General features: G+C 51.4%; 15 protein-coding genes. 12 read left to right on the forward strand and 3 right to left on the reverse strand.

Translation table 11 applies throughout. The features are described 5' to 3' along the window. The first annotated feature begins 90 nt into the window (after nucleotides 1-90). Nucleotides 91-378: a GIY-YIG nuclease family protein gene (locus GX441_02585; GenBank protein ID NLI97530.1), complete on the forward strand. Its 288-nt coding sequence runs from the start codon at nucleotides 91-93 to the stop codon at nucleotides 376-378. 207 nt (nucleotides 379-585) lie between these two features. Here GX441_02585 and GX441_02590 read toward each other — a convergent pair whose 3' ends face one another. Beyond that, a complete protein-coding gene (locus tag GX441_02590; protein ID NLI97531.1) occupies nucleotides 586-1,341 on the reverse strand; it encodes an HNH endonuclease in 756 nt (251 codons plus the stop codon). A gap of 395 nt (nucleotides 1,342-1,736) precedes the next feature. Here GX441_02590 and GX441_02595 point away from each other — a divergent pair, with 395 nt between their 5' ends. The 11 genes from GX441_02595 to GX441_02645 all read left to right on the forward strand — a co-directional run bounded on the left by GX441_02595 (nucleotide 1,737) and on the right by GX441_02645 (nucleotide 10,865). Then, nucleotides 1,737-2,699, forward strand: coding sequence for a carotenoid biosynthesis protein (locus GX441_02595; protein NLI97532.1), 963 nt, complete (start codon nucleotides 1,737-1,739; stop codon nucleotides 2,697-2,699). A 42-nt stretch (nucleotides 2,700-2,741) separates the two neighbouring features. Then, on the forward strand, nucleotides 2,742-3,317 hold the full coding sequence (locus GX441_02600; protein NLI97533.1) for a hypothetical protein: 576 nt from the start codon (nucleotides 2,742-2,744) through the stop codon (nucleotides 3,315-3,317). Nucleotides 3,318-3,388: 71 nt separating this feature from the next. Further along, the gene (locus GX441_02605) at nucleotides 3,389-4,210 is read left to right on the forward strand and encodes a hypothetical protein (GenBank protein NLI97534.1); all 822 of its coding nucleotides are present in this window, start codon (nucleotides 3,389-3,391) and stop codon (nucleotides 4,208-4,210) included. After that, complete coding sequence (locus GX441_02610; protein ID NLI97535.1) at nucleotides 4,203-5,282, forward strand: hypothetical protein; 1,080 nt, start codon at nucleotides 4,203-4,205, stop codon at nucleotides 5,280-5,282. The genes GX441_02605 and GX441_02610 overlap by 8 nt, the downstream gene beginning before the upstream one ends. 62 nt (nucleotides 5,283-5,344) lie before the next feature. Next, nucleotides 5,345-5,698, forward strand: coding sequence for a hypothetical protein (locus GX441_02615; GenBank protein ID NLI97536.1), 354 nt, complete (start codon nucleotides 5,345-5,347; stop codon nucleotides 5,696-5,698). Nucleotides 5,699-5,807: 109 nt separating this feature from the next. After that, a complete protein-coding gene (locus GX441_02620) occupies nucleotides 5,808-6,344 on the forward strand; it encodes a DUF4476 domain-containing protein (GenBank protein ID NLI97537.1) in 537 nt (178 codons plus the stop codon). 7 nt (nucleotides 6,345-6,351) lie between these two features. After that, on the forward strand, nucleotides 6,352-7,176 hold the full coding sequence (locus GX441_02625) for a trypsin-like peptidase domain-containing protein (protein ID NLI97538.1): 825 nt from the start codon (nucleotides 6,352-6,354) through the stop codon (nucleotides 7,174-7,176). Then, nucleotides 7,176-7,517: a hypothetical protein gene (locus GX441_02630; protein ID NLI97539.1), complete on the forward strand. Its 342-nt coding sequence runs from the start codon at nucleotides 7,176-7,178 to the stop codon at nucleotides 7,515-7,517. Before GX441_02625 ends, GX441_02630 begins: the two co-directional genes overlap by 1 nt. Continuing rightward, nucleotides 7,504-8,184 carry a hypothetical protein gene (locus tag GX441_02635; GenBank protein NLI97540.1) on the forward strand — a complete coding sequence of 227 codons (681 nt, stop codon included), beginning with the start codon at nucleotides 7,504-7,506 and terminating at the stop codon, nucleotides 8,182-8,184. The genes GX441_02630 and GX441_02635 overlap by 14 nt, the downstream gene beginning before the upstream one ends. A gap of 419 nt (nucleotides 8,185-8,603) precedes the next feature. Beyond that, nucleotides 8,604-9,656: a hypothetical protein gene (locus GX441_02640; GenBank protein ID NLI97541.1), complete on the forward strand. Its 1,053-nt coding sequence runs from the start codon at nucleotides 8,604-8,606 to the stop codon at nucleotides 9,654-9,656. A 174-nt stretch (nucleotides 9,657-9,830) separates the two neighbouring features. Next, entirely contained in the window at nucleotides 9,831-10,865 is a 1,035-nt protein-coding gene (locus tag GX441_02645) for a hypothetical protein (protein ID NLI97542.1), read from the forward strand. Between the two features lie 110 nt (nucleotides 10,866-10,975). On the opposite strand, the gene gatE is transcribed toward GX441_02645, so the two are convergent. Together gatE and gatD are read right to left on the reverse strand one after the other, a co-directional pair. Continuing rightward, entirely contained in the window at nucleotides 10,976-12,898 is a 1,923-nt protein-coding gene (gene gatE, locus GX441_02650; protein NLI97543.1) for a Glu-tRNA(Gln) amidotransferase subunit GatE, read from the reverse strand. Further along, the gene (gene gatD, locus GX441_02655; GenBank protein ID NLI97544.1) at nucleotides 12,898-14,286 is read right to left on the reverse strand and encodes a Glu-tRNA(Gln) amidotransferase subunit GatD; all 1,389 of its coding nucleotides are present in this window, start codon (nucleotides 14,284-14,286) and stop codon (nucleotides 12,898-12,900) included. The genes gatE and gatD overlap by 1 nt, the downstream gene beginning before the upstream one ends. Nucleotides 14,287-14,579: the final 293 nt, after the last annotated feature.

The raw sequence follows: 14,579 nt of genomic DNA on the forward strand, positions 1-14,579 counted from the left end.
CTTTTTTGTCATTGCGAGGCTTCCTCGGGAAGACGAAGCAATCTGTCGCCAACACTTGCGGAATGATGATGTAAGATTATACTGAGACCGATGTCCTATTACGTCTACATCATGATCAATCCCACCAACAAGGTTATCTATACAGGGGTAACAAACGACCTCATCCGCAGGGTGTACGAGCACCGAAATAAGCTTGTTTCCGGTTTTACCAGGAAATACAACATTGTAAAACTTGTCTACTATGAGATATTCCCAGACCCTCAAGGTGCGATTGCAAGGGAGAAGGCGCTCAAGGGCAGTTCACGAAGTCGCAAGATAAAGCTGATAGAGGGCATGAATCCATTATGGCGTGATTTGTGGGAGGAAATAACACAATAGCCATTGCGAGGACCCAAAGGAACATTCACTTCGTGAATAGATTGCTTCGGTCATCTTCGATGACACTCGCAAAGACATTTCTTTTTTGTTCGTGTTATAAAAAACGTGCGCTGTCATTGAGAGACGTACTCGGGACGGCGAAGCAATCTCATCTGGGTAGCTCGGAAAGCTACTATGTTGGTTGACTAAAAGTTGGTCGCTATGTGATTATTTCTTTTGAGAAGAAAATCGACCGTATTTAGGAACCAGCCCTGCTTCTTCTGGAGTCCGATTAGATTTCGCCGAATTGCAGCTTTGACATGCTGTAACGAGATTCTCAAAATCGTTGTTGCCTGGAACCATGTGATCTATGCTGCCAGCATTTTGTCTGTTTGGCGATTCAGAAGCGCTGAGCTCATAGTCAGGTATTATCGTAACACCACAGTAAACGCATTCGTAGTTGTCATGCTTGTAGATGCGTCTGCGCACGCCTTGAGCGATATCCTTCTTCTGAGTTATTGGTCTACCACCTTTGCCGATTTTCAGTTTTTTTTCTTTTTCTCTTTCCTTCCTTTCTAATGCCAACGCTTGTTCATAAACCTTTGAAGCCTCTTCCAAAAAGCCTTGTTTAATAAGATCTAGCTGCGCCGGCTTATCTATAAGCTTAAGTGCTTTATATGGTTCAATAGCTTCATGTACGAAAAGATCGCTTTTTAGTAACTTTTCAGGTGATGCGTAAGCTTCTTTGTAAGCTTCTATTTGCAATGGCGCAAGGAATTCTTCGAAAAGAACCTTGATTTTTGATGACTCTGTCTGTAATGATTTCCAAAGATATTGAGTTAATTCTGATAGAGGTCTGGAAATATGCCCTGCAAAAGGTGCACCGAACATTATGCTTATAAAGTCATCCCACTTGCGTATCGTTTCTTCAAACTTCTCGTAAGTTAATCTGAGTTCCTGGCTATAGAATTTCTCTTGTGCCATGGAATTAATATACCACTTTTTTATCCTTTCGTGTCAAGGCTGGAAGCATCTTGTGATTTATAGATAAGGAGCATTTACTTCGTGAATAGATAGTTCCGCAAGCGTCACCTTTCAGAGCTTCGGATGCTCGAAGCAACCTCGCAAAGATAATTGCTAAATTCCCCCTCCTTGATGGAGGGGGGTAGGGGGCGGCGAAACCCATTATATGGCCGATCTTTTGTGCTTTTAAGCTCCACCTTGCCCCTAACCTCTTCCCGTCAAGGGAAGGGGACCCATAACACCCATTCTTTTTGTTTCACAGATGTGTTTAACCTTCTTTATAGTCAACTTGCTTGACAATTAACCGAGCGTACCTACAATAACCTCTATGAGAGATATAACATGGAGGTTCCCAAATGGGTAAGTTCACCTTTGTCCCCGTATGGATTATTCAGGACGTTATCATCTACGTGCTTGCCGTCATCATGCTCGTGTTCATCGTCAAGCGCGAGAAGCATCCGGCGTCCACAATCCTCGAATTCGTATGCTTCGTCTTATTGAACGCGGCTGTGTTCGAGAACTTCGCCACGCTGCAAGGCATGTACGGCTACGGCCGTTCCTTGATAATGATATTCAACGTGCCCGCATCCGTTCCCGTAATGGAATACATCGTCGTCTACACCGCTCTGCGGCTGGCTGATTCAATGAAGATTCCCACATGGACCAAGCCCATCTTCGTGGGTGTGTTCGGCATGCTCACAGACTTCTCGCTCGACCCTTTAGCGGTCAGCCAGCGTTTCCAAACACTCGAGGGCACGATAGGCCGCTGGACCTGGTTTCCGGGCGCTGCAGACATCCAGGTTTTCAACATCCCCGTATACAACTTCACGGGCTGGGTGCTCCTCTGCGGATACGCGGCGGCGATGTTACTCCTCGGCAGGTGGTGGTTCAAGAAGTCCGGCTACAAGAACGCGGTCGGCATGGCGTACCCGCCTTTGGCCATGATAGCGGCGCTTGGCGTGCTCATGAGCCCTCTCTCCAACTTCCTCCTGTGGCTCGAACCCATCTTCAAGGGGAGAGGGGGGTACTCCGAGGTCATTATGATTTCGGCGTTCGCGCTGGGGTTCGTTCTCATCCTCGCCCTGGCATGGCGCGGCAGGATGACTCGGAAGCTCTCTTGGAACCAGGACTACATCATCCCAGTGACGTTCACTTTTTTCCACACGTCCAACATTTGTTTCACCGTCATCGGCGGCTACTGGCACATCCTTTCGCTCACACTGCCTGTGGCGGTTGTGCATCTGGCGATAGTCTTTTTCATCTTCATACGCGGTCTGAAATCATACTCTCCGAAGAGTTCTACACCTCGACCATTATAGAATAATATTGACACATCCCGTACCCGGGATAAACTTGTTAGTATGGGTTTCCTCAAGTGCTGGCTTACAAGTTACTTCAATCCAGGCAGGGCGTTCGAAAATCTCAAGGATAAGCCCATCTATTGGGGAATTTCAGGAGTTCTTGCTTGCTGGATAGGTCGCTCCGTCCTTATAATCTTCCCCCTTTATCTCCTCGGATACGAACCATTGACCGAATCGTGGCTGGCGTTCCTTCCTACCGAGCACTACTACCTTGCCGAGATATTCTTCCTTCCCGTCCTTGGACTCCTGCAGTGGCTTACCGCGGGCTCGTTTATGTACCTTTTGCTGAGATTCGTGAAGGGCATCCGCGATTTCGACACTGTACTCAACTACACAGGCATGGCCGCACTCATCGTTTTTCCCGCAGGGCTTTTACTCGACTGGGTAACAATCCTTTCGGGAGGCTGGAATCTTATGGTGCTCGCAATAACACATTCGTTTCTTGCGCTGTACGGCATATTTCTTGGTTCGGTTGCCCTAAGCCGCATCTTCAAGCTTCGCTTATGGCTGGCACTCGGATTTACGATACTCGTGACGCCTTTAGAAATCCTATGGGGAGCGATATTCTCTAGATAGGTACATAAACCTGTTGACAAGCCACGCTTTAGCCGTAATCTCAGTCGGTAGCAGGATACAAAGGAGGCAGCGTGCCCGATTTATTAGAAATCACGCGTGATTATCACAAAATCGTGAGTAAAAGACTCGAAGCGAGCGGATTATCGCCGGAGCAGCTTGCGGTTCACAAGCGAACTCTCGAACTTGCCGCATCCGTAAAAGATGTAGGCGACCTCGAGGCAAAAAAGGAAGCGGAGGACCTCACCTTCAAGCTCGCGCAGTCCATATCCATAGACAACTGGAATGCTAAGGCCAAGGCGGCCTTAGAGTCCGGCGAGTGGCTCGCAAGGGATGTGTTCGATGAAACATGCAAAGAAGCCAAAGCCTCGTCCAACCACGCGTCGCTCGCCAAATCGGTCGATGAGGCGAGCGCCAAAGGCGCAGAGAAACTCGCAATCCAGGAATACGTAAAGAGCTCGTTCCTCTCCGCATTATACGCTATCTTTGCTTACCGCATCACTCATCCCGCCAACGCCGAAGAACGCAAGAGGCAGAAGGCGAATCTCGACATTTACTCCTCGGAGATAAAAAAGAAAGGCGCAAACTTCGAGCAGCTTCTCAAGGATACTTACTTCAAAAGCTTTGCTCCGCTATCCGGCGAGCAGTGGCAAGAGGTTGAAAAGGTCTGCAAATCCATGCAATCCGCTGAGACCGACAAGCAAGCTCAGACATCTCTCGCAGAGGACGTCAAGAAGGCAACCGAGGCGCTCAAGGGCAAGTCGAAGGAACTCAAGGAGCTCCAGGTCTACATAGAATCGACTGGCACGCGAGAAGCATACCTCGGTATTTCCCCTAAGGTTGAACCGGGGCCGTATACATTCGAAAAGATATGGGAAGGGAGCAGAGATGAATGAGCAGGTTCGCCAGATGGTAGCGGGATTTGCGCTCGCGTACGAAACGTACAAGGGCATGCTGTCCGCAGAAGAGTTCCGCCCGCTCGAGTCGGTCTACAAAGAGATGATGACAATTGCCGAGGCCGCTTCCGATTTCATGGCTTTCAACGACGCTGCCACGAAGGCCGATATCTTCACGCGCCTGTCTGCAGAACTCGGAAAGGCTCAGGCTCTCATCGACTCCAAACCCAAATCCGAACGCAGGACGCTATCCGCCGATGGATTCATCGCTCAATACCGCATTCTATACGAGCAGGCGCAGTCGACGCCGCACGCATACCGCACGCGCGAGGTTTACGAAAAGCTGCTTGCGCTCGGAGAAGGCGCGCAAACGCCTCTCGATGTTGTCGCAAAGGCAGAAAGGGATAACCTCTTTCACAAGATAGGCGCGATGGGTGTCTTCGACACCTACAAGCTCGACTACGACAAGACCGATCCGAATGAAACCATACTCAGAGATTTCCGCAAGGACGTTATAAGAATCGCAGAAGAATCCAATACCGCAGATGAGCTTACGTACAAGGTCGACAAGCGTATGTACGAGTCGCAGAAAGAGATAGCGCACGATAATTTCATCACCCAGATGATTGCCAACCTGGTGGACTCGTTCCTGAATCTCGAACTCTCCAAGGCAGCCGTAAGGATAGGAAAGAACGAGTACATCGTGGCCGTTGCGATTTACCGCGAGGAGGCTCGTGAGGCATACCGAATCCTTAAGGACGAGTTCGGATTGGACTGGGATAAATTCATCTCCACCGAACGCTACAGGAAGCGGTTTCTTATGCAGTCGGCAGTCCTTGCGGAAACCGTCCGCGTTTTTCAGGCGATGGCGCCGGAGAATCTCGAATGGATGCGTGAAACGCTCTTCGAAGAGATACTCTCCCCGCTCTCCCTTGCAGATATCATCCTGCGCAAGCCGGCAAAAGTCTTTCATCCGCTTGCCATGGAGGAACATTCTAGAAAACACGGCATAGACGCAAAGCTGAAGTCCAGAGCGCAGGAGCTCCTCAAGGATTTCTACTGGGCGAAATGAATCGCTCGAAACCTTTTATCTGAAACTTGCGTCGTCAATTATGAATCTTAAAGGAGAAGTGCATGAAATTTTTAATCAATTGGATAGTAGCAGTTTTCGCGGTACTGGCTCTCGGGTGCAGCGGCGTGTCACAGGCAGGGATAAGGATAGACAATCCCGACGACAAGGAAGTCAAATTTGCGGGCTACTACGAAAGCAACTCAGGCAGAAACGAAATAGACGGAGTCACGAGGGCCACTTACAAGGTTCAGGTCTCCGACACCGGCGATTTTATTAGGATTGCTCTGGTCAAGGCGGACGCCACCGACACCGTGAATGAGCTTCGAGTCAAGCTTTTTTACGCCGGTCGCCGGGGTATAGCCACAGTCACTGAACCGGGCGACAGCGCCGTAATAGAATACGAAGTCAGGTTCTGACAGGATATAGCATTTTTGCATCTGCCGAAAGTGCCCAATATAAATAGCTTTCCCTATTGACAAAACCCTCCATATTCATATCCTTGAAGCGCTTTTTCAAGGAGGATGAATGAAATATCACATTCTAGCAATTGTTCTTTCTTTCTTTACCGCTTCGTCTCCTTCCGAGGTAGATGAGAACGCCTTGCGAAGGGAGATAACCTACATTGAACGCGCGGCGGATGAACTTGCCAGGCTCAATATCGACGTAGCAGACAGGCTTCAGAGGCGCAGGATCGCCTCAAAAATCGACGCCATATACGAAGCCACGGAAAGGATTCGGCTTCTTCTCGATCAGGATACGGTTCCGAAATCCATAAGGGACGATGATCTCATTAGCTTCATTGAATCCCTGGGGAAAGCGAGTTTTGGTGACACTAAGGTCGACATGGTCAAGGAGTTTGCCGGTTCCAACTGGTTCACGGTTTCGCAGGTAGGGCTTATTTGCGAGGAGATACCTTTCGGTGAAAACAAGGTTGAGGCTATTCTTGCCCTTTACCCGCACATCGTAGATAAGGAGAACGGCTACAAACTATACGAATTCGTGACCTTCTCCGATGACCGCGAACGGCTGAAGAAAGGACTCGAGGAACTCAAGGGAAACTAGATACCCTATGCGCATCGCGGTCATCCTTAGCCTTTTTTTTCAAGGCCGTTTTGATCCCCTTAGCCTTCATCTTCCAAGAAACGATGCAGATTATCTCTCGAAAAGGGTCGCAGCTATAGAGGACACTTCGGGCCGGTTCCTCGGTTCGGGGTTCTTCGTCTCGCTCGACGAGCGGCCCCGCTGGGTATACCTTGCTACCAACTTTCATGTTGCCGGCCGGAGCGGACGAGTGATCGCTTTCGTGAACGGACACTCATATACTGTAAGACCTTTCGTAAAGGACAGCATCGCAGACATCGTTCTCATGACAATAGATGTACGCCAAAGGAATGCATCGGATTCCTTTGGGGATCCCGACTCGCCGGCCTCAGAGACCCCTCCTCCCTCCTTTTCGTTGCCGGCAACCGTGCAACGCTCACGTTTCATACTCGACCGTTCCCTGCTCTGGCCCGGAATGTTTACGGTGCTTTCCGGCTACCCGTTCGGCGCCGGACTCGATTACCCATATTCGCCTTCTCTTTCGTTCGGACGCATCTCACGCATGGACGGCCAGGACTCAATGATCCGCATCGAGGGGATTCTGGACCTTGGCTCGAGCGGCTCGCCCGTTTTCACATGGGTATCCTCCGACGCAGGAGAGAGAGTGCGGCTTCTTGGCATGGCTCGCAGCTTCCAGGTTGCCAGATGCCTTTCAAGCCAGGCTGGCGATACGCTCGTTGTTCAATCCGGTCTCTACGAGATAGTGCCGGCGTGGCTTATATATAAGGTTCTCTTAAAGGCGGATTCTACAGTAATGGCTTTCATCTCTAAAAGAAACGAAGAGGAGCAGTAATGCCTTCTAAACCTTCAAAAAAGAAACTTTGCGACCACTGGGGTGAAGATGCATGCACGATAGAGGGCCTGGTGCTCGAGCGTCTGGGCGATTTTTACAGGGTTCGCGGCAAAGCGACAAACGCCATGGAATGCACTCTTCCGCACCTCCGGCTCAAGCTAACGATTTACAACTCCAAGGGAGCGAGCATCGTGGAGGATGTATTTCACATCACTAACCGCAAACTCGCTCCTCATGAGTCGTCGGAATTCAAGATAGAAGGCGAGTGGATAAGGGGAATGAACAGGGCAAAAATAACTTTGCATGCCTATCCTGTGGAGAAACGATATGAGCATATTTGAATCGAAGCCAAGATTTCGCGAGATAAACACCTGGCAGGACGAATTGAGGCTTGGTTCAAAGAGAGCGGTTCTTCAGCGGGGCGATATACTATTCATCGGCGGAGAGAACGTCACAGATATAACAGGCGTTTTCGGAACCGCGGTGACGCTCGTCACGAACAGCCCTTACTACCACATGGCAATCTACGACCACGCAGGCCGGTTCGTTCACGCAGGGTGGCCCAAGGTAGAAAGCCGGGACCTCCGCATCTTCTACCTCAAAAAAAGCAATGGGATACTCACCTGGGGCCGGCCGAGGCACAGAGACGGCAGACCTGTAACAGAGGAGGAGGCGTCAAAGGTCATAGCGTTCGCAGAGGAGCAGATTGGCAGACCCTACGACATAATGGCGAACCTTTCCTTTCTTTTCCGCGTGGACGGTCTTCCCGAAGTGCCTCCCTTTGTCCGCAAGATGTTCCAGGACCGCAACTGGCTCGAGGATAACAAGAAATGGCACTGCTCCGAGCTCGTAGGCGCTTCATGGTTCAAGGCCGCAGGAGTCATCTTTGTTGAAGATATGGACAGCAAGAGCTATCTTTCTCCCGCAGACATCTACGACTCGCTTTATCAGGACGTGGTCTGCACCCTCAAGCTCCGGGACGGCCGCTTCAAGCTCCTGACAAAATAGCCCGTAACACCCGTAACACACCATCCCGTCGATCACCGAAGAATACGAAGCATTGGCTTTTATCGTCGCCATTGCATGTCTTTGGGGATCCCCACCCGTAACACCCCCGTAACACCCCCGTAACACACCACCGACCGCCACCCCCGTACCCAAAGGGCTCTCTCATATTTGCGTGCAGACCTCCGGTTTTCCATTCTTCAATAATATATCACCACTGCCCAATTAGATAGAGATGCATCCCAGGATGTGCGGCAATCGGAGGGGGAAAGGGTGTCGGTGCGTTGCGGGTTTTGCGGGTGTTACTGGTGTTGCGGGTGTTACGGGTGTTACGGGTGTTACGGGTGTTACGGTAACTTGACAAAATTCGCCTGCATTATACAATCCATCCAAAAACATAAACACCTTTTCGAGGAGGATATATGCATTACCCTATCTGCGAGAACTGGGACGAAAACGTCTGCGAGATAAAGCTCGATAAAGGAGCGAAACCCGAGAAGCAGGGGAACTTTTTCCGTGTCCAGGGTTCTGTCAAAAACGTGCATGCCGATAACTGCAATTTACCTCATATAAGGCTGGACGTCTCCTTCTTCGATAAAAAGGGAAAGCCTTTGGATGTGGGAGTACTCGGGGAGGAGGAGGAGAACGTTAATCTGCGCGGCAACGTCGTTCACGTGAGCGACAGGGCAATATCACCGAATGAGACAACCTTTTTCAAATTCGAAGGCATCTGGAACGACATGATAGAGAAGGTTGAGGTCAAGACCCATCCGAAAGAAGAAAGGCTTCTCCTGCTCGCGCCGTCCGTGCCTGCGGGGCTGGAGCTTACGCCTATCAACTCATGGCAGGACAGGATATCGTTCGAAGGGAAATCGGCGGTAATCCAGAGAGGCGACATCGTGCTCGACGCGGGACCCGCACAAGGGGTCATCAGGGTCTTCTCTGCCATGATAGCGATGGTTACCAACTGCCCGTACCATCACGCCATGGTATACGACTGCGGATGGAATGTCGTTCATGCGACGTGGCCCAAGGTCGAGCGCAACTCCCTCGAGAACCTGTACCTGAATCAGCCGGACGCGGTACTAACGTGGGTCAGGCCGAAGTACAAGAACGGCAAGGCCGTAACTGAGGCAGACGCAAAAAAAGCCCTCGCTTTCGCCTCGAAGCAGATAGGCTGCGACTACGACATCATAGCGAACGCCGGATTCCTCTTCCGCGCCGACGGGCTTCCCGGGATGCCTTTGGAGATAGAAAAGCTATTTCAGGAGCGCAACTGGCTTGCCGATCACTCGAAGTGGCACTGCTCCGAACTTGCAGGAGGGGCGTGGTGGCTTGGCGCCGGGCTCGAACTCGTGGAAGATATGCGGCAGAAGGACTTTCTTTCACCGGCCGACATCTACACCTCGTTCTACCACGACATCGTCTGCAGCTTTGTGATAAAAGACGGCAAGGCGAAGCTTTATACAAAATAACTAATCCCGTAAAAATCGCTGCGTGATTTTTACGGGGACCCAGATGAAGCCCTTTTAAATCGCGTTGCGATTTAAAAGGGAACCAAAAAAACAATACATCAATCTTGGATTGTGTTGACTTTGAATAGCCTCTGGTTAGTATAATCAAAATCGAAATTATTCCGGAGGCAGCAAGTGGAGATTTTAACCGCAGTACGAAAAACCAGTCAAGGGCACGGAACTGACTCGAGTAGAAGCTGGTCTGAAAGCGCCTGCGCCATAAAAAATCTCGAATGGTCAAGGAGAGGGGATTTTCTTGAGGTTTCGGGAACCGTTACAAACTTGACGCAAGAGAGCCTTCCGCACCTCATGCTCCGCATCAAGCTCTACAACAAGGACTCAAGGCTGCTCCTTACCGACGATTTTCATCTCACCAATCGGTTGCTCAAATCAGGGCAAACGTCCGCTTTCAGGTACTCTTGCGAGTACAGAAACGGCATCTCGCTCGCAAGCGTCTCGGTCTGTCCATACCCCAGCGAGCTCGATATCTCCGTTGACCCTTCACCCCGCATCAGAATCCGCGAGCTAAGCTTGCTTCAGGATGAGCTAAGCGTCGGCAACAAGAAGGTAATTATCCAGAAAGGTGATCTTGTGTTCGCGCGTGTGGACGATGTATTAGACAAATCTGCAGCCCTTGGCGGACCCGTGCGTCTTGTTACAAGAAGCCCTTATTATCACATGCTGATATACAATCATGCTGCAAAATTCGTTCACGCCTTCTGGCCTGCTACCGAGGAGAACGATCTATTTGATTTTTATCTCAAAAGACCCAATCTGCTTCTTGCATTCGGACGCCCCCTGCACAAGGATTTTTCTGAAGCCACGCCCGAAGAAGGTTCAAGGGCCGTCGAGTATTCAAAGACCCAGATAGGCAAGCCTTACGACGTTGGTGCGAACTTCTCCTACCTCTTCCGTACTGACGGAGTGCAGAAGATGCCTTACTTCCTCAGGAGATTTTTCGATAAAAGCAACAGGCTAAGAAGTTCAAGGAAGTGGCAGTGTTCGGGGCTGGCTTGTGCCGCATGGTTCAATGCAGCCGGCATCGAATTCGCTGACAACCTCCAAGACTACATATACCTTTCGCCTGCCGATATGGCGGAGTCTAATTACACAAGGCTTTATGCCTATCTTAAGGTTTCGGACGGTGAACCTACACTTCTGAAAAAATAATACCCAATAAGCTGCCCCAGGATACTGCATGACAATCCCCGACATTTTCTCAGCTAATCGGCAACTTCAAAGGGGGGTGCCGTAAAATTACGCGGTGATTTTACGGGGCGTTAAATAATTTCGAGGAGTTTGCGAGCCTTTTCAGGCTCTGCCTTGCCTGCGCTCTGCTTTATTGCCTCCCCTGTAAGGAAGTCGAGTTTCAAATCTCGAGTCTTGAATGCAATATCCGTGAAATCGTTTTTGACTTTTTTGCACAAAACCTCGAGCTCCTCTTCGTTAAGAGGAGAAGGCGGTTCCTGAAATTCGCCGTATAAAAGCCTCTCGAAAGCCACGTAGACGCCGTATCGCGGGGTGTTGCGTTCCGAGACGAGAGTAAGAAAACGCTCAAGATTTTCGTCCGACACATATGGCGGATTGAGCCCTACCTCTAACATGTCCCTTGTTATTTCGCGCCTCCATGAAATCAAAACCTCGGCGAGGAATCCCGGTTCAATCTGGATTTTGTCCACCAGCCTGTCGAAGAGCCTTGCTCTTGTATCTATCGCCAACTCTTTTGCAAGATGTTGAGGGATGTCCATGTTCTGGTAGCGTTCCTCGCGTTCCCACGGACGGGGCGCCATATCCTTGGCTATCCTCTCCACTCTTTCTCTGGCAAGCGCTATCGGCGGAGAGTCCGTATCAGGGTACATCCTGTCCGGACCTGGAAGAATGCGTTCAAAGTCGGTACGGCAGGCATCAGGCATGTGCTGGCGCGTTTCCTGCGGTACGAACTCGGTAGCTTCCTTCGCCCTTGCGATTACCTCATCTGCGGCGGTCTTTGCATCCTCAACGGTTCCCCAGACGAGCACGACCGCATCGTTTGAAGAAGCCTTAATGGCCTTGCGCAGCCGAACCTCCTCCTCAAGACCAATCCCCTCGCCCTTCTCGTCTAGGATGAACATGTTAGGCATCTCATCTAGGCATGCTATCACACGCACGCGCCCCGCAATCTCGTTAGCAAAAGTCAGCCCAGGCTGTGTCTTGTGTCTCAGGAGTTCGTCCCAGCCCTCGAGTACTACCGCTTTCACAACATTTCCCCGCTTGACCCTTGCCGAAAGTCTCTCCGAGGTAGAATTCGTCATAAGACTCGTAACGTCAACCTCCCTCGCGCTGAAACTCTCCGCAGTAATCCCCTTCTCGGCCAGCTTTTCCTTGAGTTCGAGGAGCGCCTTATGCCGCAAGGCTTCGTAGTGGGTGAGCGCCCGAATGTCAGGCGTTCTCGGGACACCCTTTATCTCGACCCTGTCTGAACCTGCAATCGATACGTTGACGTCCTGGCGCGCGGAGCCGATGCCCCTTCTCACCCTCCCGGACGCTCTCAGCAGTCTGCCCAGAAGTTCGTCTACCTCCGCCGCCTCGTGCGGGGTGAACATGTCCGGTTTTGTAACAATCTCAATCAAGGGCGTCGAGAGGCGGTCCGTTCTGAATATTATCGTATGGCCTTTGTCCTCCACCTCCCTGCATGCGTCCTCCTCAAGCGCCAGCTGCTGGATCCTCACTTTTCTTCCCCTGTACGGTATCCAGCCGTTGACGCCGATTATGGCTGTGCGCTGGAAGCCTGTGGGAATCGAACCGTCCAGATACTGCTTGCGCGTGATGTGCACCTCGTCCACAAGCTGGCAGTTCAGCATGAGCGCTATCTCTATCGCATAATCCAGAGCTTCCTGGTTTATGGGGAAGGGCGGGGTGTCGTCCATCTCGTAGGTGCAGACGTTGTCCCTGTAGAGCTGGTATATGACCTGTTTTTTCGTCTTGAACTCCATGAGCGCGGTGCCGTCGTATGTTCCCATCTCCGAGAGCGTGGGCCGCATGTGTCTTAAGATAACGGCATCCGGCTCATCGTTTCTGTATCCCACCGGGCAGTGGCAGAAGAGCTTCTTTTTGGTGTTCAACTGCTGGTGAATCTCGAGTCCGCACTTGAAACCAAGTGCTGAATAGAACTCCTTGTCGTCGAAATCCACGCCCTCGGTCAATTTCTTATGCCACGCATCCATTACCTTAGACCTCTTTTCAAGAACTCCTCGATTTCTGGAAGCCCGCCCTGGAAGATTAAATACCCGTCGTGAGGCTCGCGCTCCGTTATCTCGCCGTTGACCGGCGTGTTCATCATCTGCGCCACCTCCTGTCTTTCGTGCGTGTGCGCGAGCACCCAACCGAGCTTTATGTAGGCGACCTCGGGCAGCATGTTCAAACAAGGCACGACGCCCAGTTCCATCAAATCTCTTCCCGTGTCGTAGACGAACATCTGAACATAGCCCCACAAGGTCTGAACGGTCATGACCACCGAGATGCCCTGCTTGCAGGCCTTGCGAAGCGGTTCGTAGAGCGGCTTGTTGACGTGTCCGAGGCCGGTGCCTGCTATAACGATGCCCTTATAGCCGTTGTCTATCAATGATTCTATGATGTCCGGCTTCATCGCGGGGTAGTAGTAGACTATAGCCACGCGGTCGTCGAACACCGCATCCACCTTCACATTGCGGTCGTCTCTTCTGGGCTTGAAATCCTTGCGTAACGGCTTCACCTCGTCCGGCGTGCAGGTCGCTACAGGTATATCCGAAAGCGTGCGAAACGTCGAGCGGTAGGAAGAGTGCATCTTGCGGACCCTCGTACCCCTGTGCAAGAGATTGTACGAATCCGAAGTTGGCCCGAACATGCAGACCATCACCTCCGCTATCGGTCCTCTTGCCGCCGTGTTGCAGGCGCACCTCAAATTAAACGCCGCGTCCGAGGACGGTCTATCCGACGAACGCTGGGAGCCTACCATGATTATCGGCACGGGCGAGTCCTGAACCATGAAGGTCAATGCCGCCGCCGTGTGGTGCATGGTGTCGGTTCCGTGGCCTATCACTATTCCCGCTGCCCCTGCCTCTATCTCTCTTCCTATGGCCTTTGCCGTAGTGATGTACTGCTCTGGTCCCATGTTCTCACTAAATACCCCGAAGAGCTTCTTCGTCTTCAAATTGCAGATATCGGCTAGCTCTGGCACCGCGCCGTAAAGCTCGCCCGGGGTAAACGCCGGAATAACGGCACCCGTCCGGTAGTCCAACCTCGAGGCAATAGTCCCCCCAGTCCCCAGGAGCGTAACGTTAGGCTTTGCGGGATCGAACGGGAACTCCTTTTCCGGAATCTTGTAGTGCGCCTCGCGGAACCCCTTCTCGGTTACCCTCTTTATCCTGTCAACTGCCAGGCCTACATTGTATCCGGTATCCAGTTTCAAAACCATGTGCTGGTCGTCGGCCTGTTCGGAGCGTGGAAGTATGATGCCTTCAAAAATCCCCTTGTCGGTCTCAATCTCGACGTCCGCCCATACCCGCGCCCCCATACTCGAAAGAACCTCGCGCGCGCGTCCGCGGTAGCCTTTAAGTTGGTCAGTTTCGTTCATTTAATCTTTTCCTTCGGGTCTTTGTATTGGGAGTGATGATACTCCACATGTGTCAAAAGTCAAGAAGTTAGGAACACAAAGAGTGCTTTGTTTTCACCTTCGGGATTTTCCAATCACATGTTTATCTCCCCCTCCCTGGTGGACAGCGTGCCCCTTGGGGTGCCTGCATCCCATAGGGTAGGGGGGAAGGGGGCGGGGAGTCATTGCGAAATTAAATCGTGGCTCCGAAGGGCGGCGCTTGCGGAACAATCTCATAGCAGAGAGCTTATGCACATGGCTCTAACTTGCTTGCT

Source organism: bacterium (genome assembly GCA_012517375.1).
Classification (GTDB): Bacteria; Hydrothermota; Tepidihabitantia; order B3-TA06; family B3-TA06; genus JAAYVC01.

Excerpts from the sequence above, each read along its gene's own strand:
- gatD (NLI97544.1), bottom strand. The coding sequence starts at position 14,286 with ATGAACGAAACTGACCAACTTAAAGGCTACCGCGGACGCGCGCGCGAG.
- GX441_02590 (NLI97531.1), bottom strand. The coding sequence starts at position 1,341 with ATGGCACAAGAGAAATTCTATAGCCAGGAACTCAGATTAACTTACGAG.
- GX441_02630 (NLI97539.1), top strand. The coding sequence starts at position 7,176 with ATGCCTTCTAAACCTTCAAAAAAGAAACTTTGCGACCACTGGGGTGAA.
- GX441_02615 (NLI97536.1), top strand. The coding sequence starts at position 5,345 with ATGAAATTTTTAATCAATTGGATAGTAGCAGTTTTCGCGGTACTGGCT.
- GX441_02600 (NLI97533.1), top strand. The coding sequence starts at position 2,742 with ATGGGTTTCCTCAAGTGCTGGCTTACAAGTTACTTCAATCCAGGCAGG.
- GX441_02585 (NLI97530.1), top strand. The coding sequence starts at position 91 with ATGTCCTATTACGTCTACATCATGATCAATCCCACCAACAAGGTTATC.
- GX441_02610 (NLI97535.1), top strand. The coding sequence starts at position 4,203 with ATGAATGAGCAGGTTCGCCAGATGGTAGCGGGATTTGCGCTCGCGTAC.
- GX441_02640 (NLI97541.1), top strand. The coding sequence starts at position 8,604 with ATGCATTACCCTATCTGCGAGAACTGGGACGAAAACGTCTGCGAGATA.
- GX441_02625 (NLI97538.1), top strand. The coding sequence starts at position 6,352 with ATGCGCATCGCGGTCATCCTTAGCCTTTTTTTTCAAGGCCGTTTTGAT.
- gatE (NLI97543.1), bottom strand. The coding sequence starts at position 12,898 with ATGGATGCGTGGCATAAGAAATTGACCGAGGGCGTGGATTTCGACGAC.
- GX441_02620 (NLI97537.1), top strand. The coding sequence starts at position 5,808 with ATGAAATATCACATTCTAGCAATTGTTCTTTCTTTCTTTACCGCTTCG.
- GX441_02635 (NLI97540.1), top strand. The coding sequence starts at position 7,504 with ATGAGCATATTTGAATCGAAGCCAAGATTTCGCGAGATAAACACCTGG.
- GX441_02595 (NLI97532.1), top strand. The coding sequence starts at position 1,737 with ATGGGTAAGTTCACCTTTGTCCCCGTATGGATTATTCAGGACGTTATC.